Source organism: Microcystis aeruginosa NIES-2549 (assembly GCF_000981785.2).
Lineage (GTDB): Bacteria > Cyanobacteriota > Cyanobacteriia > Cyanobacteriales > Microcystaceae > Microcystis > Microcystis aeruginosa_C.
The window spans coordinates 2,214,872-2,237,436 of the sequence record NZ_CP011304.1 but is presented as its reverse complement, the minus strand read 5'-3'; the positions used below and the strand labels follow the sequence as shown (position 1 = coordinate 2,237,436).

Genomic DNA, 22,565 nt, shown 5'->3' with positions numbered 1-22,565 from the left:
CAGAATAATTGCCAACAACACTGTCTAAGTAATTTTAATTATTAATCCGGCCATCGGGCATAATTGCACCGAGGAAGTTAACTCCCATGAGATTAGCACTCATTAACTCAGCACCAGTTAGATTAGCATTACTTAAATCAGCACCGGTGAGATTTGCTCTAGCAAAAAAAGCATCGATTAGCTCCGCTTCCCTGAAATTAACTCCTGAAAGATTAGCCCTTCTTAAGTCAGCATGATTCATTCTTGCCGCTTGAAAATTAGCTTGACTAAGATTAGCTCGATCTAATTTTATTTCAGTCATAATTGCACTATGGAAATTTGCGCCCATTGCTTCCGTATCGCTCATTTTTGACCGCACTAAATTGGCTCCCGCTAGATTTGCTCCCACTAAACACACCCCGACTAAATTGGCATCAGTAAGTAAAGCACCTTGCAGATTAGCATTAGTTAAATCCGCATTTCTGATGTCAACATTGGACAAATTAGCCTCCTTTAAATTGGCTCCTACTAGATTAGCTCGTACCAGATTAACCCCTTTCATATTAGCTCCTTGCAGGTCGGCGCGATAGAGATTAGCCGCTTGTAAATTAGTGTTAGAATTTTTATTTTCCTGACGCATATTTGTTCCCCGCAAACAAGCACCAGTGAGGTTAGCACTACTTAAATCAGCCCCGCGTAAATCCGCCCCGATTAAGTTAGCATCAAGTAGAATAGCTAGGGTTATATCAGTATCACGAAGATTAGCCCCTTGTAGGAGCGCTCCGTGTAAATTGGCACTGCGTAAATCTGCGCCATTTAAGTCAGCTTGGTTGAGACTAGCACCGCTTAAATTAGCCGCCACGAGATTAGCTTGAGCGAGATTAGCCCGGTTAAGATAGGTAAAGAGAAGATTGGCTCCGTGCAGATCTGCCCCATTTAAAACAATGCCAATCAAGTCAGCACCAACTAAATTAACTCCTGGCAATTTTAAGCCACTAAATTGAGTTTCTCCCTCGGCATAACGTGCAATTAATTCGGTGGGTTTCATAGGTATAATATCCAGAGAAATTGGGGTAAACAATTAAATAATTCTTTGTAAAGCTTGCACCAGAATACCGGCGGTTTGAACGTTAGCATCCCTATCCATTTGGGTTTGAGCAATATTGTATAGTTGAATTTCGATATCCTTGAGAGATTTCCCACTTTGGATGAGTTGTTGTAGTAAATCTTCTAGGGTATAACTTCGCAGGGTTAACCAATCTTGACTGTTCTGATCCCAAGGATAAAATAGGAGCGAGAAAATTAATATTTTGGCTCGTAAAGGATTAGCATAATGCGAAATTTCTAAACGAATTTCAAAGGGGTCGTAGGCAGGAATTTGTGGGGAATTACTGGGGTTATTTTTTAAGGAAGCTGGCTCGAAAAAGTGCAATCCCATTCCTACTTGCGGTTCATTTAGAGCGATGATTGAAGAGGGAAACTCCACAGGTTTACTTCTAGTTCTAGAGGAGGAGAAAGATGCAGTTTTAGCCGAAGAATCACAATCATCATTTAGATGAACCATTTGATCGTTAAAGATTTGACTGTTTGACTCATCTTCTTCGTAATCGCTATCAGTATCGTAAAGAGGCTCTAGCTGGGTAAGAATAATATCGGCTAGGGACAGGTAGAGAGCTTTTTTATTAATATTTTCGGCAATTTGGTTGAGAGTTTGTCGCAAGCTGAAGAAATTAGGATTGTTTTGCCGAAGTTCTAAAATAATATTTTTTAAGCCATAATTATTAATCACTGATCGATCATTTTCCCAACGATTTTTACAGGCGGCAAACATTAATTTTTGAATTCTCTCCGTCTCTAGATGATTTTCTAGGCTACTAACCACCTGTCTTAAGGAATTATCTTCCTCGTTGTTGACAGCATTATTAACGGCATTAACCCTAGGGTTAACTGCTGGTTCTAATGGTGATAATTGGGTTTCATAGGCGGCAGCAATATCACCATATAATTTACTGATTTGCTCAATAATAACTGTGGCTACGCCCAGATAAGCTTTAGAATGATTTAGGTTTTTAACTAATTTATAAACCGACAAAGTTAATTGTTCCTTACTGGTTTTGAGTTGCACTAACTCCTTCACCAAGTCTTCCATCGCCACACCCTCTAAAATATTAGGATCATTTTCCCAATATTTTTTACAGATACAAAAAATTAATTTTTTGATCCGTAATTTTTCTTCGTGGCTGTCGAGATAACGAACTACCTCATTAAAAACGTCCATGGATAATTGCATAATAACCTCTGATCCGAGAAAGGAGTTAGCCCTCGCACCCCTACTATAGCGTTATGCTATTGGTCTCTCGCAAGTTAGCTTGCGGGAATATATAAGTTATTCCGGCTCTTCTGGAGCTCGAAGATATTCTAGCCTAAAAGCGTGGCACTATTGAGTTATGGTGGCTGAGTTTAGTCTATCTTCCCTAAGAGTACCCAGCCTAACTCCTAAAATTAGCAAAAGATTATTTTTTCGCCCTTCTTCTTTTTAGTACAAATGTTCGAGCAAAATCGGAGTAAAGTCTTTAAGTTTAGACGACCGATGCCCGATAGGGTTAGAGTAATCAGGGAGAAACTGATTTATCGAGGGGCTATATCATCCTATGCTAGAACTCTACCAATTTGAATTATCTGCCTATTGTGAGAAAGTCCGTCTCATCCTCGACTATAAAGGACTGGCCTATAAAAAAAGGGACGTGGTGCCGGGGGTGGGACAATTGGACTTATTCCGTCTTTCCGGACAGCGACAGGTCCCGGTCCTCAAGGATGGTGATACCTATATCGCTGACTCGACGGAGATTGCTTTTTATCTCGATCGCAAGTATCCTGAAAAACCAATTATCCCCACAGATCCCCTCCAACGGGGTCAATGTTTATTAATCGAAGAATGGGCCGATGAATCCCTGGGATTAAAAGGAAGAACCGCTTTTCTCGGCGCTTTTGCCCAAAATCAAAACTTTCGTACCGCTTTTTTACCCCGGGAAACTCCCGATTTTATGCGCTTGTTACTGGGTTCCATGCCGGGGGAATTAATTGATATTTTGGGTGCGGGTGTAGGTCTGGGAAAAGATGCTATCAATACTGCGAAAAAGGGGCTACAACAGGACTTAGAGGCTTTAAACCTCATTTTAACCAATCGTCCCTATTTAGTCGGGGATCAGCCCACTTTAGCCGATTTAGCCGTGGCGGGATTGAGTGTACTGCTTCAGTTTCCCCAGGGTTCCTATCTCAACTTACCCAGGGAATTGCAAGGCAAGGGGATTCCGGGGTTAGCCGATAATAGCGCCTACGAGGGCTTTTTTGCTTGGCGCGACCGTCTTTATAGTCAATACCGTCAAACTATCACCCCGGGGAGTTCCACCCCTCCTATAGATTCCCCCACCTCCATCCAGATCGAATAGCAGAGCTTGACTAGGCTGGTGGGGTGTGGGGTGTAGGGTGTAGGGTGTGGGGTGTGGGGTGTGGGGTGTGGGGTGTGGGGTGTAGGGTGTAGGGAGATTAAATAAAAGCAATCTACTGATCACTGATTACTGATCACTGATTACTGATCACTGTTAAGATTCGCGTAAAACGTAGCCGACACCGCGCACGGTATGAATGAGGCGTTTTTGACCACCAGCCTCCATCTTCAGGCGTAAATAGCGAATATACACCTCAATAACGTTTGACTCTCCTTGAAATTCGTCCCCCCAGACATTTTCGAGAATTTGCTCCCTTGATAATACTTCTTTCGGGTGAATCATCAGGTAGCGCAGCAGTTCAAATTCCTTCATCGTCAACTCAATATTTTTGTTTTTATAGGAGAGACGACGACTGGCTAAATCTAATACTAAGTCACCGAAGCACAATTGTTCGGGGATAGTTTCCAGAGGTTGCAGGTAAAAACGGATTAATTTGAGAAAAGATTGCGAATTATAGGGTTTGAGAAAATAATCGTCGGCTCCCGTTTCCAAACAGGCAAGACGTTCTTCTAGGGTTTCTTGAGATACTAACAAAATAATATAAACGCGACTCCCTTGGGAACGTAAACGACGACAAAAACTCACACCCGCTTCCCCCGCCAGGAAGCGATCGAGTATAATCATCGCTGGCTGCCAACTTTGCACTTCTGGAAAAGCGATATCAATGCTAGGCACAATCAGGGGACGATAACCTGCTTCTTTCAAGTCCGCACTAGCTAGTTTAGCGATATTCTCCTCAATTCCCACCAAGAGAATCGAAGAACTCAGAACTGATGTACTCATGAGTTGGCAGCGGTAAAGAAATAGGAAAGATAGGGAGGGGACTAGCTAATTGTACTTAATTGATTCTCGCCTAACCGATTTGAGATAAAAAAGTTAACGCTGTGGTGCGTTGGACAAAATTACCATTGACAGACCAACCAGTTACTCGATCGGGGGACGACCAGAGGCTAAGATGGTCTACAGGGGGATCTGCATAAAAATTTTCTTGACCGCTACCCAATAAACAGGAACTCCAATGGGTAAAATAATCGTGACTAAGGCGATAAATGGGAAAATTAGCGATTAATGGCACTCCCCATCCGTCCAGTGCGATTAAAGCTCGAATTTTAACCCCTTGAGCTTGCCAATAATAGGCTAAAGCGATCGCATTTACCACCCCCGCACTAAACCCAATTAAGGTTAGGTCTTCTCCCGGTGAAAAAGCTTCATTTAAGCAAGAAAAAGGAGAAATAATAATATAGGGACGTAATTGGACCGATTTGCTCCCCAGATGTCCTAAAAAATCCTCGGTCAATCTAGAATCATGAAAACCCGTACAAATCACTAAGGTCATAAAATTAAGTAAAAAGCGATGAGGAGACAGTAATCAGTTATCAGTTATCAGTAATCAGTAATCAGTTTTTTCTCCCTGCTCCCCTACTCCGTCTCCCCACTTCATAATTCATAATTCATAATTCATAATTCCCTCTCCCTGCTCCCCACACCCTTCTCCCCATTTCCCCTAATCTTGCCACCTATGACCGTAGAATCCAGCTTACAACAGTTAAAAAGAGCTTCATCGGGACGATTACCCAGCAGTTACGGGGTCTATTTTAAGAATACCCTGGTGGCCCTGTGTCATGCTCTTGAAGATCATATCTTGCAAACTAGCAGCCCTGATAGTACAAATAAACCACTGGTCTTAGTCACCTTTCAACAGGGAAAATGGTATTTACAGGAAGCCGATCGCTATTTAGATATGGCTCGCTCTTCTCGTCATATTGCGATCGCCGCCGTGGCCGATAGTGGTTTTTCTGAGCATAAAACCGGCAGTTTAGAGAATGTTTCGCTAGTGAACTTAGATAATAGCGATAGTTTGGTTAATGAGTGGAATTTAATCATTCTTTCCCCCGATTACGCCTCCATGGTACTCTGTCATGAGTTATCCCCGGAAGAATACCGGTCCGATAGTCAACCCCAAATAGACACGGAGCGAAAATTCTACGGTTTATGGACATTCGAGCGCGATTTAGTCGAAAAAGCCGCTAGTATCTTAATTGAGCGTCTCCATCCCTATAATCCCAGTCTAGCGGCCGATTTAAGCAGACAACAAGAGGAAATTAGTCAAAATATTAATCCCATTCCCACGGATTTAACGGGAGTAGTCTCTCGCATTGTCACCTATCTGCAAACCAGTCAACAGCAGTTAGTCACCGTCAGCAGACAAACGCGAGAATTAAGCGACTTAGAAGGACAAGCATCCCGTTTAAATAAAAATTTAGCCGCTAATAAACTACAAGCTTTTCTAAGAATGGCTCAAAAAGTCGATGAAAGAGATATTGATAATCCCCTTGCTTCCCTACAGGTGGCCGCTTTAGCGGAAATGTTGGGACAATTGCTCGATTTACCCACCCTAAGATTACGACGCTTACGATTAGCCGGTTTATTATACCGCATCGGTCTAGCGGAGGCTCCGATCGAAGTTTTTAGACAGCGTGCCAGTCAGTTAGAGGGAGCAAATGCGTTATTTTGGCGGGATCGATCGGTGTTAGGCGCACAATTACTCGCCACTATGCCCGAATTAGCCCCAATTCAACAGATTATTTACCATGAGTTTGAATACTGGGATGGTAGCGGGGTTCCCAACGGCTTAAAAGGGGAAGAAATCAGCTTAGAGTCGCGAATTTTAGGATTATCAGCCTATTTTCAGGAATTAACTCAACCGCGAGGCGACCGACTAGCTCTAGATTTAGGAGAGGCCCTAGAGCGCTGTCAAAATTATAGCGGGATTCGTTTTGATCCCGCTTTGGTAGAAAAATTAAGTTCGGTAATTCGTCTGTGCGAAATGGGGTGGATGCAATTACCCGATCGCCCTAGTCAAGTCCCCGCCGTCTGGTTAGAATCAGTTTAGGATTAGACTCCGATTAAACTCTGCATGGCACGTCCCATATTAGCCGGTTTAAAAGCTGCCATGGCCGCGGTCGGTTCATAGCCGCAATGTACCATACAATCGGCACATTGAGGATTGCCACTGGCCCGACCGTAGTTATCCCAATTGGTTTCTTCTAAAAGTTCCCGAAAGCTTTTGTAATGACCTTCGTTGAGCAGATAACAGGGTTTTTGCCATCCTAAAAGACTATAGCTAGGACTACCCCAAGGGGTGCATTCATAGTCCTGTTCACCGATGAGAAAATCGAGAAAGAGAGGATTATGGTTAAAATTCCACTTTTTCTGACCTGATTTCCAGGGTGAGAGAATTTCTCGGAATAAAGCTCTGGTTTGCTCCCGTTTCAAGAAACTATCTTGATCCGGGGCCCACTCATAACTATAACCCGGGGAAATCATCATGCCATCGATACCCAAAGTAGCGAGAAAATCAAAAAATTCCTGCATTTCTCGCGCATCTGTGCCTTCAAAAACCGTGGTATTAGTAGTAACCCGAAAACCTCTCGCTTTCGCTGCTTTAATCCCTTGTACTGCCTTATCGAATACTCCCTCTCGATCCACACAGCGATCGTGATGTTCTTTGAGACCATCCAGATGGACACTAAAGGTAAGATAGGGTGAAGGAGTAAATTTATCCAGGCTTTTCTCCAATAACAGGGCATTGGTACACAGATAGACGAATTTTTTTCTGTCCACTAACCCCTTGACAATTTCATCGATTTGTGGGTGTAAAAGCGGCTCGCCCCCGGGGATGGAAACCACGGGAACCCCGCATTCTTCCACCGCTGCGAAACATTCTGCTGGGGTAAGATGATTGCGGAGGATTTCCGGGGGATGTTGAATCTTCCCGCAGCCAGTACAGGCTAAATTACAGCGAAATAGGGGTTCTAGCATTAAAACTAAGGGAAAACGCTTTTTTCCTGCTAGACGCTGTTTCAAGATATAGGAAGCAACCACTAAAGCTTGTTGTAGTTGGACAGCCATTTGCTCACACCAATAGGATTCTAAGTCATTATAGACTGTTAACAGGACATCAAGGCATAGGAGCCTAGAAAATGGCAAAATAAATAAAAGCTGAGGGCTTTTCTGGCTGTTTACTTGATTATCACCTTGATCTAGCTGATGGCTCCAAGACTACTGACTCCTAACCTTAACGACAATTTTTGATTTTTACCGGAGGTCTATTATGGGTTCTTTAGGCGATCGCTTCAAGAAATTTGCGGGTAGAACTCGCTATGTGGTCTGTCGCTTATTTTTGCATCTCTACGGCCAAGAAGTCGCACCCCTGATCGGTATTCTTAATCGTGCCGGCCGGGAGGCGATCGATTCCGAAGGCGATTTAGAGGTCATGGGAGAGGGTTTAGTAGAAATTTGTCAAAATCTGCTGCAGATGAACCTCTATTGGTTTTCTGTGGCTAATGAGGGCGATGTTTTTTGGAATGAGGGGGAAGCGGGAGACTACGTTAACGAACTGTTTACCGATTCTGCGGGGAGATACCTAAGTGAATCGGTGTCTTCACAAGTGGGGGAAAAGGAACCCTTAACTTTACCCGTCACTGATAACTTAGTTGTTATGATCACAATAGCATTCGAGGGTGAGAGTGCTGGTTTAGAAACTAGCCTAGCCGATCGAGAGGCCCTGGAAGATGGTTTAAGATCAATAATTAACCTCCACTACCAAGGTCGGCTGCGTGCGATTCAGGTACATTTTTCTCCTGCTCAATTGGGAGATGAATTGACCAATGAGCAACTATTACTCAATTTCCCCGAATTACTGCCTTTATAGTCTTAATTTTGCCATTATGCTGCGCCAAGTAACGACAATCTTTTTAATTCTTACCCTTTGTTGCACAACGGTGGCCTGTGGTTCGTCGTCAAATGAAACTCAGTCACCGTCAGCTAATAACAGTAGTGTAAGACGAGAATCCAATCAGGTTAGTAGCGGTCGCTACGAGGTGCAACAAGCTACCTACGATGATGGAGATGGCACTTATACCTTAATGCTGTTAAACACCCCTGGGGGGAATTCTCCCCTCTTTCGCACCACTAACCTGCAAATGGCTAGATTAACCGAGGAGGATACCGCTAAAGGGGAAAAAACCTCGGTGGAAATCAACGGCGATCAGGCTACCCTATACATGACCGAAGATTTTAAAATCGAGTATGTCCATAATGTCACGGAAGTGCGGAACAATCCCCAAACCGGACAACAAGAAACCGTGGTGATTCGGCAAGAATCGAGTTTTTGGAGTCCTTTTTTCGGTGCTGTTGCTGGTCAAGCTTTGGGTAGTTTGCTCTTTCGTCCTCAATACTACGTTCCTCCCCTCTATACTCCGGGGGGTGTGATGACTGGTTTTGGTGGTTACGGTTCCACCTATAATCAGGCAGTAGATCAATACCGGACTAAACATAATAGTCCACCTCCGGCGGTCAAAAACCGGCAAACTCTCCGTTCTACTGGCAATTTACGTCGTTATCCTAGCAATACTCCCTCTAGTCCCAATCGCAGCACCACCACCACCACAAAACCCAGTGGTTCCGGTTATGGTTCCAGTACCCTGAAGAATTCGGGTAAATCTGATAATGTCAAACGTTCTCCTAGTTTCGGTTCCTCTGGTTCCCGTCGTACCCCTAGTCGCAGTGGTTTCGGCAGCAGCAGACGCGGCCGACGTTAGGAGGATTTGACTGGAGTGGTGGAAGATTAACCCTGTCTTCCCCACCTCAGAGATTGGGGATGGCAACTACTTAAGAAGCAACCATTTTGCGAATTTCCGAATAGAAAACCGTCTGGCGATCGCCATTGACCGACTGGATAATACTGGTACGCAATCTCAGATTAGGACTAGCAAACCAGATTCTTTCCTCGATACGATGGTGATTGTCCTCGATGGTTAAAGTCAAAGCTTGATCGCTTCTGAGATGATATTCTCCCAGCGCTGCCGATTTAGCGTCCGATGTGATTAATTTTCCCTGCCAAGGATTCTCTGAGGGTAGCCAAACTAAATAGCTAGAACCGATTTTTTTCGGTTGTCCATAGTCCACGGAATTATCCCAAGTCGCTTTCCATCCCCCTAGACTGGACTGGGACTGACAGTTATTTTCTAAACATAATTGCACCACATCGGCAGCATCGGCAGTCAGCAAATCGATGGTGATTTCTGCTTTATTATTGGCAACTTTTTGGGCGGCTAATTGATAACTGGTGCGCTGAGAAAACCATTTACCCGCACAGAGATTAATAAATTCTTGAATGTCCATGAATGGCTGTAGGCAAAGATCGATCGCTCTGGAAGAATAGATTATTTATTCTATCCTATCCCTAGACGTTGGCCAATTTTTGCAAGGATAAACGGGCTGCTTCGCGCACTTGTGGGTGTTCGTCTTTGACCAAAAATTTTAAGGCCGCGATCGTTTTTTCCGCCGGAAGGTGGCCTAAAGCTTCCGCTAATCGCTGCCGGATTAACCAGTCATCGGAGTTAACAAAGGTTAAAAGCTTCTCGACGGTTTCCACTGCTTTGATTTCCCCAAGGGCAGCAATAGCGGCCTGTTGAATAACCGCTTCGTTACTATCGAGGGCCGATAATAACACCTGTTTAGCCCGAATATCGCCCAAATTGCCCAAAGCGACGGCGGCACTAAAGCGGACTAACCATTGCGTGTCTTCGTAAAAAGCCCTCTGTAGGGGTTCAAAAGCGCGAATATCTTCTAAATAACCTAAAGCCCCCGCAGCATCGGCGCGAATGCCATAATCGGCATCATTGGCTAACAAATCCACTAGGATAGGAAAGCATTCCTCGGTTTGTTTGACTCCCAAAGCAAAGACAGCCATCGATCGCACCGGCAGCATTTCATCATAAAGGACTTTTTTGATCAAGGGTACAGCTTCCTCCGGGGTCACTTCTCGCAGGGAGGCCAAGGCCAGCAGACGATCTTTGGAGTTGCTGCTTTCTAACTGGAGGGCAATGGCTTCTATATCAGGCTTACTCATTTTTGTCAATCACTTGTAATATTTCTTTAATTCTAACGCAATTGTTTCTAAGTCAGCAGCCTTAGGGGACTGAAACAGCTAATTTCTGTGTGTTACAGTGTTTCTGATAAAGATGAAGTGTAACCTAATTTGGTATGGAAGACCGACTCCCGAAAACGAAAATTTTGTACCTGCTCATTAAGATAACTGCTCTAGCTAATATCCTTAACAATAGGATTAATTTAGCTTAAACCTCCTGTAAAAGTAAGTTTTCGAGGTGCTATCGGCTCAAAATATCGAAAACCTCAGATAAATTTGACATAATCTTGGGTTTTATGGACAGGATAGTTGTCTCTTGTCTTTTTTCTCCTCCTGTAAACCGTCTCGGAGTCTCCTCACGGAAGATTTTTGATTTTTGCAGGAACTCTCTTAAACAAGTTGGGGAAGTGGTTCTACAAAAATTAACTTTATTTATGTTTAAAATGCTATCATGAAGCTGGAAGTGTAGATTTCAGTAGATATTGAGAAAACCATGACTATTTCTGGCAATAAAATTACAGAAAGCATTATTAACAAGCTACAGGAAATTCCTCTAGATAAACAAAAACAAATCTTAGAATATGTAGAAGCACTCACGGAGGAAAAGGAGCCGTCATCTTCCCCTAAAAAACGAGTCTTTGGGTTGCATCAGGGGAAAATTTGGATGAGTGATGATTTCAATCAACCCTTACCAGATAACTTCTGGAATTTTGACTCATGAATATTCTCTTAGATAGTCATACTTTAATCTGGTTTTCCCAGAATTCTCCTCAGCTTTCCTCATCAGCAATTGAGATACTAGAAAATAGAAATAATCTTCTTTTCTTGAGTTTGGTCAGCGTCTGGGAAATACAGATCAAGGTACAGTTAGGCAAATTAAATTTAGATATTTCTCTCTCGGAAATAGTTAAAGATCAAACTAAAATTAATGATGTGCAGATTTTACCCATGAAATTATCTCATATTTGGACATTGGACACCTTACCTTATTATCACAAAGACCCGTTTGATCGTTTATTAATTTCTCAAGCAATTACGGAAAACCTAATTATTTTAGGCGTTGATTCTGTTTTCGATGCTTATCCCGTACAAAAAATATGGTAAAAATAATGTCGTTTTTTTTATTTTTGTGACTGGTTACAAAATTTCTAAACCCTCAAGGATAAAACTCATGATTGAGATTAATAATTATGCTAAAAATTAACCTATTTGGTTAAAAATTTTTCTATTAATTCTCATAGAAGATGGTGTTCAAATTCCCGAATCAAAGAAGAAGGAAGATGGAGTTTTATCCTTGCTAATAAAATTAGCAATAGACAGTTTAAATGCAGTACAGCTTATTAACAATTCTGATTAATTTTTTATTAGTATAACTTCGGTTGACGGAATCGATAAACATCAATGATCGCCTGTACCCAACCATTAGCAACGGATTCTAATAATCGATCGCCTTTTTCTTTACTTGCATTAGTAGCATCTCCCATCACTCCACTTTTAGTTAATTCCTTAGTTAACCAAGCAAAGGGTAATTTTCCTTCCATAGTTAACAAACTATTTTCTGGCAAACCTTGGGGATATTCTCGCACAGCCCGCTCAATTTTGACCTGTTCTGGCAGTAATGATAACATAATGCTAGTTTCCACATCTCCTGCATGAATACCGTATTCTAATTCATATTCCGAGAATAATTCAGCTGCATTGTGGGGAACTCGCCAAGTGAAAAAAGGAAATACTAAAAAATCGGGATATTGTTGATGAATATCCCTAGCGGCAATTTCCATAACTTGCGGTTGTCCGCCGTGGGAGTTCATTAATACTAACTTGCGAAAACCCGAACGATAGAGACTTTCAGCTATCTCTTGAATGAGGGTTAATAAGGTGGCTGCCGAGAGGGTAATAGTGCCGGGGAAAGACCAATGTTCGTTAGATTTTCCGTAGTAGAGACAGGGTAAAGCAAAGGCGGGAACATTTGTATTTAATTTCTCGAAAGCTTTGCCTAAAACCCCTAAACTAATGGCAGCATCGACGGCAATAGGTAGATGGGGTCCGTGTTGTTCGATCGCACCAATGGGTTGAATAATTACCACATTTTCCTTATCTGGCATTGAATCTATATCGGTCCAAGTAAGATAGGGAAAATAACGATGAGGGGGAATAAAACCGTGCATCATAATTTTATTGGGGGTGAGGGATTAGGGTTGGGGTAAAAATTACTGTTTATTTGCTAATTAAAAGCTAAACTGAAACCGAGTTGAATACAGACTGCTTTCTCTATTTCTTCCCAATAAACGTCTTCTAAAACACCCTGTTGATTCTTAATTCTCTGAGAATCTACAGCCCTCATTTGACTTAAGTTGATGTGTCGATCTCCGTCTAGTCCATTCTGCACTGTCGGGGTAATATTGACAACAAAAGGATAAGTTCTTTTTCCTGGCAACAATGGAGCAACTATTGTCGTTGTTCCATTTTGATTGCCAATATCGTTTTGTAAAATCAGACAAGGACGTTCTTTATCGGTTTCATAACCAACAACGGGTTTCAGATCGACCCACCATATCTCTCCTCGCTTATAGGTTAGTCTTCCATTAGGCATTTAGACCATCACCCACTGCAATATCCCAGACAGAAATTTCTGCTTGCATCTCTGGATCATTGGCCTGATCTTTATAAGCATCTTCTAGCTCTTTCATAAAAACCCTTTTCTTCTCTTGCCAGAGAACATCATTGATAAAGCGGCTACGATTGCTTGCTAGTCGATCTACAAAGTCCAAAACTTCGTCGTCTAAGGTTATGCTAACTTTCTTACTCATTGCCCTAAACTGCCCACGACAGCCCAGTAGGATTAGAGCATCATACTAACTAATCCTACGTCAATTGTCAACGCCTGCCTCTGGGCTGTAAGTAGATTGAATGCCTAACGACTCACTTACCCGCAGCAACACCCCCTAACTTTGTATTAATGCAAGAAATGACGAATGCCTGTTAGGACCATAATTAAACCTAACTCATTAGCGGCATTAATCGAATCCTGATCTTTTAAAGAACCTCCTGGTTGAACAATTGCCTCGATACCAAACTGGGCCGCCGTGCGAATAGAATCATCAAAAGGGAAAAAGCCATCACTAGCCAAATAGCCACCTTTGGCCGCTTCCCCTGCTTGTTCAAGGGCAATTTTCGTCGAACCAACGCGATTCATTTGCCCCGCACCAACACCTAAAGTAGTTTGATTTTTTGTCACCACAATAGCATTAGATTTAACGTGCTTAGATACTTTCCAAGCAAACAGTAATTCCGCTAATTGTGCGGCAGTGGGTTGTTTTTCTGTCACCACGCGCCACTCCTCCGGGGTTTCTACCACATCATCGGCCGCTTGTACTAGAAAACCGCCGGCGATAACTTTTACTGTTTGTTTTTCTCCCGTGCTTAAATCCGGCAGCAATAAAATCCGCACTTTTGACTTTTTAGCGAGTATATCCCGGGCTTCGGGGCTACAATCGGGGGCAACCACGCATTCTAGGAAGGTTTTCGTTAATTCTTTAGCGGTTGCTTCATCTATGGCTTGATTTAGGGCAACAATACCCCCAAAAGCCGAGATAGCATCGGCATGAAAAGCTTTAGTATAAGCTTCCACTAAACTATCACCGATCGCCACCCCACAGGGATTATTGTGTTTCAAGATAGCGGCGGCTGGTTCTTCACTGCCGAATTCAGCGATTAAACGGCGGGCTGCTTCTAAATCGACTAAATTGTTATAACTTAGTTCTTTTCCCTGTAATAAGGTCGCTTTTACCCAACCGTGAGCCATTGTCCCGCTGCCGTACCAAGTGGCACTTTGGTGGGGATTTTCGCCGTAACGCAGGGTTTGCAGGGCATTTCCTGCCAAATTAAAGCGAGTCGTTTCCCCGTTTAAGCTGGCGAAATAGGCAGCGATCGCCTGATCGTAGGCATTGGTTAAAGCGAAGGTTTCCCCCGCCATTTTTTGACGGAATTCCAGGGAGATTTCGCCGTTATTTTGCCGTAATTGGCTTAAATACTGCTCGTAATACTTCGGGTTACTGATGACAGTCAAATGGGCGAAATTTTTAGCCGAGGCGCGTAACATCGCCGGACCACCAATATCGATTTGTTCGATCGCCTGAGCGGTGGTAACATCAGGATTGGCGATCGTCTGTTCAAAGGGATAGAGATTAACCACCACCAAATCAAAAGGACGAATTTGATTAGCCTCCATTTCCGCTAAATCTGACTGCCAATCCCGTCTAGCCAAAATACCGCCATGGATGCGAGGATGGAGAGTTTTCACCCTTCCGCCCAAGATTTCAGGAGAGCCTGTGTATTCTCCCACTTTTATCACGGGAATCCCCGCCGATTGCAGTGTTTTGGCGGTTCCTCCACTGCTAATAATTTCAAAATCAAACTCTTCTGTTAGCTGACGGGCAAAGTCAACTATTCCGGTTTTGTCAGTCACGCTGATCAGCGCTAAACGTCCCATAGTAGTGATCTATAAGCAACCATTTCAGTATATCTCAGTCCTAACCCGTTAAAAATTAAAAAAAGTAGCTTAATAAATAATCAGCTGCTTCTATATTTTCCTCTCTCAAATAGCAACTTATGCCAAGGCAATTTTTAAAGTCCTCCCGGAAAGATTTAGTCTGACTTGTTAAAAAAAACAGGATTGTTCAGGGTTAACAAGTCCCTCTAGATTGATGAAAATCTCTTGGCCACCCTCAGGGCAAAATCTTGTCAGATTCCCATCATCTTTTCTTATTCTTAAAATGTTACCTAACAACGTTTGTGATCAACTAATTGGCTGAGAGTCACCACAGGCTTCGCCCGTACTTTTTGCCGCAAACCCTATTTATGTAGGAGATATTTTCGCATTTTATTCAGTTTCTGCATAAGCCCCAAAACTGAGTCTAGCGACTCCGGGTAAAAATAAGGTAGTGGCCACGGATGACAACCCCTAAACCGGCGAGCCTTTTCAAGGTAAAAATTAGACATATCCGCCCTTAGATTGGCTCATCATGGCTATTTGCCACTGGTTCGGGGCTATCCTCGCCAATCCAAGCCCTAACTAACTCGTAGCAGAGACCGAGCAGAACCGGTCCGACGAACAAACCGATAATCCCGTAGGCGATCACTCCCCCGAACACCCCCAACAGAATCACCACCATAGGAATGGGCAGACCGCGCCCCATTAAGATCGGCTTGAGGAAATTATCCACCAGGGTGGCGGGAATCATCCAGAGGGTAAATAATAGGGCGATGGAATGGGGTAGTGTTACCCAAGCGTGAATGAGCGCCCCCAAGACAATCAAACCGGGGCCAATTTGCAGAATACCCAAAATTAGGGTGAGGAGAGTTAATAAACCGGCCGCAGGCGTTCCCACCGTCACTAAACCGATGCCGATCAAAAGACTCTGGATAATAGCAACGCCAATAACACCACGGCTAACATTGCGGACGGTGGAGGCGGTAAGACTGGCCAGCGCGATTCCTCTACCCGGGGCGATCTTTTCCGCTAACCGGTTCATCAGGCGAGTCAGATTTTTAGCCGAGAGGGTGAGGGCCGCCGCAATCAGAATCGAGGCGATAAATTTCAGCACCGTCAGACCGGTACTGGTGGCTAGGGAAAGGGAGATTTTCCCCAGTTCTTTTAATTGTGGCTCGAAGCGTTGAAGAAATTGACCCGTGTTATCCGATGCCTGCTGCCAGAGACTGGCAATCCTTTCGCCAATCAGCGGCCAGGTGGCCACATCGGCGGGGGGAGGGGGAATCAGCGCCGCACCAGTATCGATATACTCGGCCATCGTTCGCAGATTACCCGCCAGAACCGCTGCAATGCCACTCACCGGACCGATAATAATCCCTAGACAAAGTAGGGTGAGGAGAACTGTGGCCAGTTTCGCCCGGCCAGCGAGTAACTTTTTTAACCAGAGAAAGAGCGGATACCAAGCGATCGCTAGAATTGCTCCCCAGAGGATCATGGTTAGGAAGGGACGCAGCAGGGTAAAACCAGCAAATAACAACAGGCCCAGAAAAAACAGCCGGATGACGAGATCGATAATTTTAGCGTCATTTTTCATCAATAGCGATCGCCTTTTGGCTAGATGAGGACATTTCTGCAATTATGGCAGTTTTTCGTTATCGGTAGTGATTCGCTGGTAGTGGTGAGCCGTCTTGCTTATCTGGTGGGGATTGTGTAAAATGTTTCCTGACCAAAATAACTGCCCGATAAATCTCTACAACTGATTCTTTCAGGGTAAATCTCCTGACAAATATCTTTTTTTTGGTTGGTGCAATGCTTACTTCCAATCGTCTTGATCGAGTAAAATCGACTAATTTAATCTGTTAACAAGGATGCAAGCAAATTTATTAGAAGTGCGGGGAGCCACCCGTCGATTTGGGGGATTAGTCGCTGTCGATGGCGTTGGCTTTCAGGTACAAAAAAACGAGATTTTTGGCTTAATTGGACCCAATGGGGCGGGAAAAACGACTTTATTTAATCTGATCACCGGTTTAATTCCCCTATCGAGTGGTGATTTAATTTATCAAGGCGACAGTCTGGCGAATTATCGTCCTCACCAGATCGCTCAGGCAGGAATTGCCCGTACTTTCCAGAATTTGCGCTTATTTGGTGAATTATCGGCTTTAGAAAATGTAGCGATCGCTGGTCACATTCACAATAGAGCCAATCTTTGGACAGGAATTTTGGGTTTACCAGTTTCGAGAAGGGAGGAGGAAAAAACCTATAAAAGAGCAGCGGAATTATTAGATTTAGTCGGATTAACCGACCAAAGCAATCGAAAAGCCCGTAATTTAGCCTATGGTGATCAAAGACGCTTGGAAATTGCCCGCGCTTTAGCTTTGCAACCCCAGTTATTGCTCCTCGATGAACCGGCAGCTGGGATGAATCCTAGCGAAAAGGGGTCATTAAGTCAGCTAATTCGACAAATTCGCGATAATTTAGCTTTAACCGTCCTGTTAATCGAACATCATGTGCCTTTAGTGATGGGATTATGCGATCGCATTGCCGTGTTAGATTTCGGTAAGTTAATCGCTTTGGGAGATCCAGCCACAGTCAGGGAGAATCGCGCAGTGATTGAAGCTTATTTAGGGGATGAATAAGGATTTTAGATAATTACTCTTCAGGTTAATGGGAGATAAGTAGGTAGGCGTTAAAAATTATCAGACACCACCCTGATCAAGGGGGGACTAAGGGTAGGGTTGATTCATGAATCAACCCTACTATGAATCAACCCTAGGACTGAGGGGGGATCGAACCTAAAATCCATTTTTAATTTAATTATAACCAGCTACTTAACAATGATTATTTAATTACCAGAGATAGTCAAAAAAAGAGTTAAAGTTTCTCCCGATCAATATTTTGTCATAAGTACGGACGCACAATTATTTGTAGGATGGGTTAGCGGTAGCGTAACCCATGCTAACTCATCCAGTCGCTTAATTCCTTTAATCTTGTTAGCGCGTAACAACTCTCGACGCACCTCATAATCAGCAATTTCTGGAAGAATAACCCTAATACCTGCTTTAATTAGTGTTTGTAGCCAACAATTACAAGCTAGACTTTCAGGCGCTCGCTTAGGATTAGTAATTAAACCGATAATTCCCGTATCTAATAAAACTACTCTATTCACCAAGTTACTCCCTTTAATTCAGCCGGAAATAAAGGACGCTCAGATAAACGATCTTGATTGAGTGCTTCGATTAAATATTCACCTGTTTCTTGTTGTTCCTGTTCATCTTCTTCATCAATCCAAGATTGAAGTAAATTAACCAGTTTGGTCTGTTTTTCTTGTTCTAAAATAGTATCTTTAAGTAAGTAGCTCGTTATAATTAAATTAAAAATGGATTTTAGGTTCGATCCCCCCTGCTCCCCTTGATAAGGTAGGGTTGATTCATGAATCAACCCTACCCTTGATAAGGGTGGTGTCTGATAATTTTTAACGCCTACCTACTTAGCTTGAGGACATAATCTTCTAGAGAAAGACCTTTCTCCCTCGCTTTTTGGCTGAGATATTGTTTGATTTCCGATGTTAAATTAAGAGTTAGTGGCATGGGCTTGACTTGAATCAATTTATCGTGTCTTTAACTATTATAACCAAAAAAGCGATCGCACTTTATCAATAGAGCGCGATCACTGCCAATTTAAAGCTAGATTTGCCAGTTTTTTATTTTAATTTGCGCTTCAAGACTGAACCAGCACCCAAAGCACCGATGGCGAGTAAACCTAAGACTGAAGCAGGTTCGGGGACTTTTTGACCTGTTAGGTAAAAAGCATGGTGTAGTCCATTATTAGACCAGTTGTTGAAAGTCCCGCTGGAGGATTGTTGACCTGTTGAACCAACACCTGGAGTTGTTGTACTCCAATAAATCTTGTCCTGGTCAAAGTTGCTGGAAAGGTGTAAACCTAGCCAGTATGTTGTATTTGCCGATAAATCGAGAGGAGTCTGAAGATCGAACGAATAAGCATATTCGTTGAAACCAAAAGGTTGGTTGCCAGTTGCCGTCTTCACCACGTTAGCCCCTGCGCCTTGAGCAAAGGGGGTACTGGCCGGCTGACCGCCTGCATTTGCGAATACAAAGTAGTCGAGGGTTCCATCCCATGCACCTGGAGCCTCAAGCGTCCAGAAATGAACATCTGTTAGCCTTGTCCCAATATCCTGACTAAGAATAAAATCCTGTGTCTGTACCCATTTCGTCATTTCACTTGCATCCTTTTGATCTGGACCACCCCCATCAAAAATTATAGATGCTGACGCTGTTCCCATGGTTGCAAGAGCAATAGATGTTGCTCCAGCACTAACTATCGATAACTTTTTAAGCACAGTCGAAGTTTTCATGTTCGGAAATTTTCCTCAAAACAAATAAACAAACAAATGTTCTGACTGCCCTTTAAAGGAGAAAATCTCAAATTAAGCGACATTGGCAAGGGAGAAAAATTGATTTTTTCAAAATTGCCAATCACTAAATTTTAAGCTAGTTCCTCAATGACAAGACAGAGCAACAACGGGATTTTACCCCCCCCCCCGATTTTGTCAAGTGTAAACCAACACAAATTTACAAAAATTTATAATTATTGTTACCCTTAAGAGTAGGGTAGTAAAAAATCTTTTAACGGGTTGGTCTTGGATTTTAAAACCTCTCGTTGTTTAATGAGAGTCTCTGCCTCCTGAGTAATCTTTACAGAAGGCAGCGCTTTCAAAAATCATTTCCAGGCGGAGCTTGGGAATAAGACGGCAAAAATCATTGCCTCTTGCCTCTTGCCTATCTTCACTAGGAAATTAATTTTGCACGACTACTTAGGCGTTAAAAATTATCAGACACCACCCTTATCAAGGGGGGACTAAGGGTAGGGTTGATTCATGAATCAACCCTACTATGAATCAACCCTAGGACTGAGGGGGGATCGAACCTAAAATCCATTTTTAATTTAATTATAACCAGCTACTTATCGTAGGGGCGAATTGCATTCGCCCTCTTTGATCCCCCCTTAATCCAAGGAGGGTATCTGACAATTTTTAACCCCTACCTAATTAACAGCCAATCCCTAATCTCTCAATAACAGATATTCGCGAATCTCAAAAAAGTTATCCCAAGGAATATAGGGGTGATTTTCCGCTTGCAGATAATCGATTAAACGATCCCTAGCAAAAACTAGATCGGCCCTTCTAGCCATGGTAATATCGGTAACGGAATCACCGATCGCAATAGTTTCTACTCCTGAATATTTAGCCATAATCAAGGCTTTAGCCACTAATTCTGTCTCATTTTCCCAATCGGAATGAACTTGCAAATATTCCCCTTGAGTATGAAGATTGACACCATAAATTGCCGTTACCTTATCTAATAGTCCCTCCCGTTTTAAGACCGTTTCAATCATGCCTTGGATACCACCGGAGATAATAATAAAAGGGATGGATTGCTCCTGTAAAAAAGCGAGAAATTCAGCTAATCCAGGGCGAATTGGCTTGCTTTCGGCATAGGCGATAATATCGGCGTATTTTTGGCTCGGTATCGACTCTAGTAGTTGACGGACACCCTGGCGCAGACTGAGAGTGCGGGCGTACATTTGGGGCATAATTTGGGCTGATAAATCGGGGGCGAATTCTTTGAGCATACCCGCAAAGGTTTCCACGGCGGTGATAGTGCCATCAAAGTCACAGAAAACAATTTTACTCATGGGGTGACAAAATATCTGAAATTGGATATAATCGAAGGTTATGATTAATTTTACAGAGATTATCTGACTCTAGAGCTTCAACCCCCATGAAATCCTATCTCGCCGCCGCCATTCAAATGACCAGTCAGCCGGATTTAGAGAAAAATCTCGCTGCCGCTGAAGAGTTGATCGAACTTGCCGTGGGTAAAGGGGCGGAATTAATCGGTTTACCAGAAAATTTCGCCTTTATGGGGGCAGAAAGCGATAAAATCGCCCAGGCCGAGACTATTGCTCGAAAAGCCGATAAATTCCTCCGCACCATGGCCCAACGGTTTCAAGTAACTATTTTAGGGGGTGGTTTTCCCGTGCCGGTGACGGGTATTCCCGATAAGGCTTATAATACCGCTATTTTAGTTGATGCCAACGGTGCGGAATTAGCCCGTTATCAAAAAGTCCATCTCTTTGATGTCAATGTCCCAGATGGTAACACCTATCAGGAATCGAGTACAGTCATGGCAGGAATCGATTTACCGCCGATTTATGGCTCCGATAGCTTGGGCAAAATTGGCCTCTCGATTTGCTATGATGTGCGTTTTCCCGAACTCTATCGCTATTTATCGCGGCAAGGAGCCGATGTTTTATTTGTACCCGCAGCCTTTACGGCTTTTACAGGGAAAGATCATTGGAAAGTTTTGTTACAAGCGCGAGCGATCGAGAATACTTGTTATATAATAGCTCCTGCTCAAACGGGCAATAATTACGCACGCCGTTACACCCACGGTCACGCTATGATTATCGATCCTTGGGGTGTGGTTTTAGCCGACGCAGGGGAAGAAGCGGGGGTGGCAATTGCCGAAATTAATCCCCAACGTCTGCAACAGGTGCGACGACAAATGCCGTCCCTACAGCATCGTGTTTTTGTTTAAAATTCGATTCGACAATTTTGTCGATAAAAACGCCTAATTTTGGGATTTAACTCGGTTTTTTCGCGTAACATTGCTCCCTGATAACAAGGGTCGAATCTAAAACCTAATTAGGGTTCTTCGGTTTGTCTTATGCAACGTACAGGGTTATAAGGAATTAAACTCTTATAGAGAAAGACATTTGGCGATTTTTGTTAATTGTTTTCGATCTAGAGCGAACTAATCAATTAAATCTCTTGCCAGATAAGGATTTAGTCCATTTATGCCCCCCTATCGAACCATACCAAGTAACGAAGAACCAAAAATCTAGTTGGTTTATAATATTAAATAATTAACTTTATTTTTAGAGATGAATCTGATTTTGTCAAGCAAAGCGGCCGAAAGACTTCAACGAGAAGTGCAGTCAAGAGAAGATTTTATCGCCGATAATAATGCTTGGCGAATTGATGTCCTCGATCTCAGGAAGAGAGGTATTTTTCTCATTACTCAGGAAAAGAGTTTATACACCTTAATTTCTTCGTACAAGCAGGGAATTAAGGGAATTATCGCTCAAATTACCACCATTGATCGGCATGAGGGCGATTCCCCTGAAATTCATTATCTCAAATCCGAGAATAGGAGTCTGGTAAGCTCCATGAATAACATGAAGAATTTAATCGCTAAATTAGATCAGTACAATGCGGTTGATAACGAAAGATTTGCAGAAATAATTAATCAGACTCCCTTTAAATATTTATCTTACCGTACCCCGACCGAATGTTACCAAAATCTCTTGAATCAATCGAAGGGAGTACAATAAAACGGTCGTGTTTTAATCTAAGGAGAAAACGCTCCCCAATCTTCACAGCTTAAAACTAAATAAATCTCAGTTTTGGATAATCTGAGTTTTGGATAAGTCGAAACCCTGAGACTCAATCGGAATCTAAAACTCTGATTAACAGACAAAACTCTCCAAACTGTGAACAATTGCTAAGTAAGTAGGTGGGTGGAATTAAATATAAAATGAACGTAGGTTGGGCTTCGGCCGTGAGCTCAGC

General features: G+C 43.0%; 25 protein-coding genes. 9 read left to right on the top strand and 16 right to left on the bottom strand.

Features of this window, described 5'->3' with window-relative positions:
• Positions 1-34: 34 nt before the first annotated feature.
• Positions 35-1,027 carry a pentapeptide repeat-containing protein gene (locus myaer_RS11025; RefSeq protein WP_046663708.1) on the bottom strand — a complete coding sequence of 331 codons (993 nt, stop codon included), beginning with the start codon at positions 1,025-1,027 and terminating at the stop codon, positions 35-37.
• 33 nt (positions 1,028-1,060) lie between these two features.
• Positions 1,061-2,269, bottom strand: coding sequence for a hypothetical protein (locus myaer_RS11020; protein WP_046662120.1), 1,209 nt, complete (start codon positions 2,267-2,269; stop codon positions 1,061-1,063).
• A 361-nt stretch (positions 2,270-2,630) separates the two neighbouring features.
• Here myaer_RS11020 and myaer_RS11015 point away from each other — a divergent pair, with 361 nt between their 5' ends.
• Positions 2,631-3,428, top strand: coding sequence for a glutathione S-transferase family protein (locus tag myaer_RS11015; RefSeq protein ID WP_046662119.1), 798 nt, complete (start codon positions 2,631-2,633; stop codon positions 3,426-3,428).
• A 153-nt stretch (positions 3,429-3,581) separates the two neighbouring features.
• Here myaer_RS11015 and nblR read toward each other — a convergent pair whose 3' ends face one another.
• On the bottom strand, positions 3,582-4,271 hold the full coding sequence (gene nblR / locus myaer_RS11010) for a response regulator transcription factor NblR (protein WP_046662118.1): 690 nt from the start codon (positions 4,269-4,271) through the stop codon (positions 3,582-3,584).
• 70 nt (positions 4,272-4,341) lie between these two features.
• A complete protein-coding gene (locus myaer_RS11005) occupies positions 4,342-4,824 on the bottom strand; it encodes a hypothetical protein (protein WP_046662117.1) in 483 nt (160 codons plus the stop codon).
• A 183-nt stretch (positions 4,825-5,007) separates the two neighbouring features.
• Here myaer_RS11005 and myaer_RS11000 point away from each other — a divergent pair, with 183 nt between their 5' ends.
• A complete protein-coding gene (locus myaer_RS11000; RefSeq protein WP_046662116.1) occupies positions 5,008-6,381 on the top strand; it encodes a DICT sensory domain-containing protein in 1,374 nt (457 codons plus the stop codon).
• A 2-nt stretch (positions 6,382-6,383) separates the two neighbouring features.
• On the opposite strand, the gene hpnH is transcribed toward myaer_RS11000, so the two are convergent.
• Positions 6,384-7,400 carry an adenosyl-hopene transferase HpnH gene (gene hpnH / locus myaer_RS10995; protein WP_008205928.1) on the bottom strand — a complete coding sequence of 339 codons (1,017 nt, stop codon included), beginning with the start codon at positions 7,398-7,400 and terminating at the stop codon, positions 6,384-6,386.
• A 202-nt stretch (positions 7,401-7,602) separates the two neighbouring features.
• On the opposite strand from hpnH, the gene myaer_RS10990 reads away from it, so the two are divergent.
• Both myaer_RS10990 and myaer_RS10985 read left to right on the top strand, forming a co-directional pair.
• Positions 7,603-8,202, top strand: coding sequence for a DUF1517 domain-containing protein (locus myaer_RS10990; RefSeq protein ID WP_046662115.1), 600 nt, complete (start codon positions 7,603-7,605; stop codon positions 8,200-8,202).
• Positions 8,159-9,091, top strand: coding sequence for a hypothetical protein (locus myaer_RS10985; RefSeq protein ID WP_080949748.1), 933 nt, complete (start codon positions 8,159-8,161; stop codon positions 9,089-9,091). Before myaer_RS10990 ends, myaer_RS10985 begins: the two co-directional genes overlap by 44 nt.
• Positions 9,092-9,161: 70 nt before the next feature.
• On the opposite strand, the gene myaer_RS10980 is transcribed toward myaer_RS10985, so the two are convergent.
• On the bottom strand, positions 9,162-9,674 hold the full coding sequence (locus tag myaer_RS10980) for a phycobiliprotein lyase (RefSeq protein ID WP_046662113.1): 513 nt from the start codon (positions 9,672-9,674) through the stop codon (positions 9,162-9,164).
• 61 nt (positions 9,675-9,735) lie between these two features.
• The gene (locus tag myaer_RS10975; protein WP_046662112.1) at positions 9,736-10,404 is read right to left on the bottom strand and encodes a HEAT repeat domain-containing protein; all 669 of its coding nucleotides are present in this window, start codon (positions 10,402-10,404) and stop codon (positions 9,736-9,738) included.
• Between the two features lie 511 nt (positions 10,405-10,915).
• Between myaer_RS10975 and myaer_RS10970 the strand changes: the two genes are divergently transcribed.
• Both myaer_RS10970 and myaer_RS10965 read left to right on the top strand, forming a co-directional pair.
• Positions 10,916-11,143, top strand: coding sequence for a DUF2281 domain-containing protein (locus myaer_RS10970; protein ID WP_046662111.1), 228 nt, complete (start codon positions 10,916-10,918; stop codon positions 11,141-11,143).
• Positions 11,140-11,526 (top strand): type II toxin-antitoxin system VapC family toxin, encoded by a 387-nt coding sequence (locus myaer_RS10965; protein ID WP_046662110.1) that lies wholly within the window; start codon positions 11,140-11,142, stop codon positions 11,524-11,526. The genes myaer_RS10970 and myaer_RS10965 overlap by 4 nt, the downstream gene beginning before the upstream one ends.
• A 260-nt stretch (positions 11,527-11,786) precedes the next feature.
• Here myaer_RS10965 and myaer_RS10960 read toward each other — a convergent pair whose 3' ends face one another.
• From myaer_RS10960 to myaer_RS10940, 5 genes are all read right to left on the bottom strand, one after another.
• Positions 11,787-12,593: a creatininase family protein gene (locus myaer_RS10960; protein ID WP_046662109.1), complete on the bottom strand. Its 807-nt coding sequence runs from the start codon at positions 12,591-12,593 to the stop codon at positions 11,787-11,789.
• 53 nt (positions 12,594-12,646) lie between these two features.
• Positions 12,647-13,015 (bottom strand): type II toxin-antitoxin system PemK/MazF family toxin, encoded by a 369-nt coding sequence (locus tag myaer_RS10955; RefSeq protein WP_046662108.1) that lies wholly within the window; start codon positions 13,013-13,015, stop codon positions 12,647-12,649.
• Positions 13,008-13,232 carry a hypothetical protein gene (locus myaer_RS10950; RefSeq protein WP_004158853.1) on the bottom strand — a complete coding sequence of 75 codons (225 nt, stop codon included), beginning with the start codon at positions 13,230-13,232 and terminating at the stop codon, positions 13,008-13,010. Before myaer_RS10950 ends, myaer_RS10955 begins: the two co-directional genes overlap by 8 nt.
• 146 nt (positions 13,233-13,378) lie before the next feature.
• On the bottom strand, positions 13,379-14,914 hold the full coding sequence (purH, locus tag myaer_RS10945; RefSeq protein WP_046662107.1) for a bifunctional phosphoribosylaminoimidazolecarboxamide formyltransferase/IMP cyclohydrolase: 1,536 nt from the start codon (positions 14,912-14,914) through the stop codon (positions 13,379-13,381).
• A 517-nt stretch (positions 14,915-15,431) separates the two neighbouring features.
• Positions 15,432-16,508 carry an AI-2E family transporter gene (locus myaer_RS10940; protein ID WP_046662106.1) on the bottom strand — a complete coding sequence of 359 codons (1,077 nt, stop codon included), beginning with the start codon at positions 16,506-16,508 and terminating at the stop codon, positions 15,432-15,434.
• 274 nt (positions 16,509-16,782) lie between these two features.
• On the opposite strand from myaer_RS10940, the gene myaer_RS10935 reads away from it, so the two are divergent.
• Positions 16,783-17,550, top strand: a complete 768-nt coding sequence (locus myaer_RS10935) for an ABC transporter ATP-binding protein (protein WP_046662105.1) — start codon at positions 16,783-16,785, stop codon at positions 17,548-17,550.
• A gap of 251 nt (positions 17,551-17,801) precedes the next feature.
• On the opposite strand, the gene myaer_RS10930 is transcribed toward myaer_RS10935, so the two are convergent.
• From myaer_RS10930 to myaer_RS10915, 4 genes are all read right to left on the bottom strand, one after another.
• Entirely contained in the window at positions 17,802-18,080 is a 279-nt protein-coding gene (locus myaer_RS10930) for a hypothetical protein (protein ID WP_002803028.1), read from the bottom strand.
• Complete coding sequence (locus myaer_RS10925; protein WP_327348244.1) at positions 18,077-18,292, bottom strand: hypothetical protein; 216 nt, start codon at positions 18,290-18,292, stop codon at positions 18,077-18,079. Before myaer_RS10925 ends, myaer_RS10930 begins: the two co-directional genes overlap by 4 nt.
• 322 nt (positions 18,293-18,614) lie before the next feature.
• Entirely contained in the window at positions 18,615-19,286 is a 672-nt protein-coding gene (locus myaer_RS10920) for a choice-of-anchor R domain-containing protein (protein ID WP_046662103.1), read from the bottom strand.
• A 707-nt stretch (positions 19,287-19,993) separates the two neighbouring features.
• A complete protein-coding gene (locus myaer_RS10915) occupies positions 19,994-20,626 on the bottom strand; it encodes an HAD-IB family phosphatase (RefSeq protein ID WP_046662102.1) in 633 nt (210 codons plus the stop codon).
• Between the two features lie 86 nt (positions 20,627-20,712).
• Here myaer_RS10915 and myaer_RS10910 point away from each other — a divergent pair, with 86 nt between their 5' ends.
• Together myaer_RS10910 and myaer_RS10905 are read left to right on the top strand one after the other, a co-directional pair.
• Positions 20,713-21,531 (top strand): carbon-nitrogen hydrolase family protein, encoded by an 819-nt coding sequence (locus tag myaer_RS10910; RefSeq protein WP_046662101.1) that lies wholly within the window; start codon positions 20,713-20,715, stop codon positions 21,529-21,531.
• Between the two features lie 346 nt (positions 21,532-21,877).
• Positions 21,878-22,327 carry a DUF6933 domain-containing protein gene (locus myaer_RS10905; protein WP_046662100.1) on the top strand — a complete coding sequence of 150 codons (450 nt, stop codon included), beginning with the start codon at positions 21,878-21,880 and terminating at the stop codon, positions 22,325-22,327.
• Positions 22,328-22,565: the final 238 nt, after the last annotated feature.

What these genes read in the sequence shown, in the direction of transcription:
- myaer_RS11025 (WP_046663708.1), bottom strand. Translation starts at nt 1,027, where the DNA reads ATGAAACCCACCGAATTAATTGCACGTTATGCCGAGGGAGAAACTCAA.
- myaer_RS11020 (WP_046662120.1), bottom strand. Translation starts at nt 2,269, where the DNA reads ATGCAATTATCCATGGACGTTTTTAATGAGGTAGTTCGTTATCTCGAC.
- myaer_RS11015 (WP_046662119.1), top strand. Translation starts at nt 2,631, where the DNA reads ATGCTAGAACTCTACCAATTTGAATTATCTGCCTATTGTGAGAAAGTC.
- nblR (WP_046662118.1), bottom strand. Translation starts at nt 4,271, where the DNA reads ATGAGTACATCAGTTCTGAGTTCTTCGATTCTCTTGGTGGGAATTGAG.
- myaer_RS11005 (WP_046662117.1), bottom strand. Translation starts at nt 4,824, where the DNA reads ATGACCTTAGTGATTTGTACGGGTTTTCATGATTCTAGATTGACCGAG.
- myaer_RS11000 (WP_046662116.1), top strand. Translation starts at nt 5,008, where the DNA reads ATGACCGTAGAATCCAGCTTACAACAGTTAAAAAGAGCTTCATCGGGA.
- hpnH (WP_008205928.1), bottom strand. Translation starts at nt 7,400, where the DNA reads ATGGCTGTCCAACTACAACAAGCTTTAGTGGTTGCTTCCTATATCTTG.
- myaer_RS10990 (WP_046662115.1), top strand. Translation starts at nt 7,603, where the DNA reads ATGGGTTCTTTAGGCGATCGCTTCAAGAAATTTGCGGGTAGAACTCGC.
- myaer_RS10985 (WP_080949748.1), top strand. Translation starts at nt 8,159, where the DNA reads ATGAGCAACTATTACTCAATTTCCCCGAATTACTGCCTTTATAGTCTT.
- myaer_RS10980 (WP_046662113.1), bottom strand. Translation starts at nt 9,674, where the DNA reads ATGGACATTCAAGAATTTATTAATCTCTGTGCGGGTAAATGGTTTTCT.
- myaer_RS10975 (WP_046662112.1), bottom strand. Translation starts at nt 10,404, where the DNA reads ATGAGTAAGCCTGATATAGAAGCCATTGCCCTCCAGTTAGAAAGCAGC.
- myaer_RS10970 (WP_046662111.1), top strand. Translation starts at nt 10,916, where the DNA reads ATGACTATTTCTGGCAATAAAATTACAGAAAGCATTATTAACAAGCTA.
- myaer_RS10965 (WP_046662110.1), top strand. Translation starts at nt 11,140, where the DNA reads ATGAATATTCTCTTAGATAGTCATACTTTAATCTGGTTTTCCCAGAAT.
- myaer_RS10960 (WP_046662109.1), bottom strand. Translation starts at nt 12,593, where the DNA reads ATGATGCACGGTTTTATTCCCCCTCATCGTTATTTTCCCTATCTTACT.
- myaer_RS10955 (WP_046662108.1), bottom strand. Translation starts at nt 13,015, where the DNA reads ATGCCTAATGGAAGACTAACCTATAAGCGAGGAGAGATATGGTGGGTC.
- myaer_RS10950 (WP_004158853.1), bottom strand. Translation starts at nt 13,232, where the DNA reads ATGAGTAAGAAAGTTAGCATAACCTTAGACGACGAAGTTTTGGACTTT.
- purH (WP_046662107.1), bottom strand. Translation starts at nt 14,914, where the DNA reads ATGGGACGTTTAGCGCTGATCAGCGTGACTGACAAAACCGGAATAGTT.
- myaer_RS10940 (WP_046662106.1), bottom strand. Translation starts at nt 16,508, where the DNA reads ATGAAAAATGACGCTAAAATTATCGATCTCGTCATCCGGCTGTTTTTT.
- myaer_RS10935 (WP_046662105.1), top strand. Translation starts at nt 16,783, where the DNA reads ATGCAAGCAAATTTATTAGAAGTGCGGGGAGCCACCCGTCGATTTGGG.
- myaer_RS10920 (WP_046662103.1), bottom strand. Translation starts at nt 19,286, where the DNA reads ATGAAAACTTCGACTGTGCTTAAAAAGTTATCGATAGTTAGTGCTGGA.
- myaer_RS10915 (WP_046662102.1), bottom strand. Translation starts at nt 20,626, where the DNA reads ATGAGTAAAATTGTTTTCTGTGACTTTGATGGCACTATCACCGCCGTG.
- myaer_RS10910 (WP_046662101.1), top strand. Translation starts at nt 20,713, where the DNA reads ATGAAATCCTATCTCGCCGCCGCCATTCAAATGACCAGTCAGCCGGAT.
- myaer_RS10905 (WP_046662100.1), top strand. Translation starts at nt 21,878, where the DNA reads ATGAATCTGATTTTGTCAAGCAAAGCGGCCGAAAGACTTCAACGAGAA.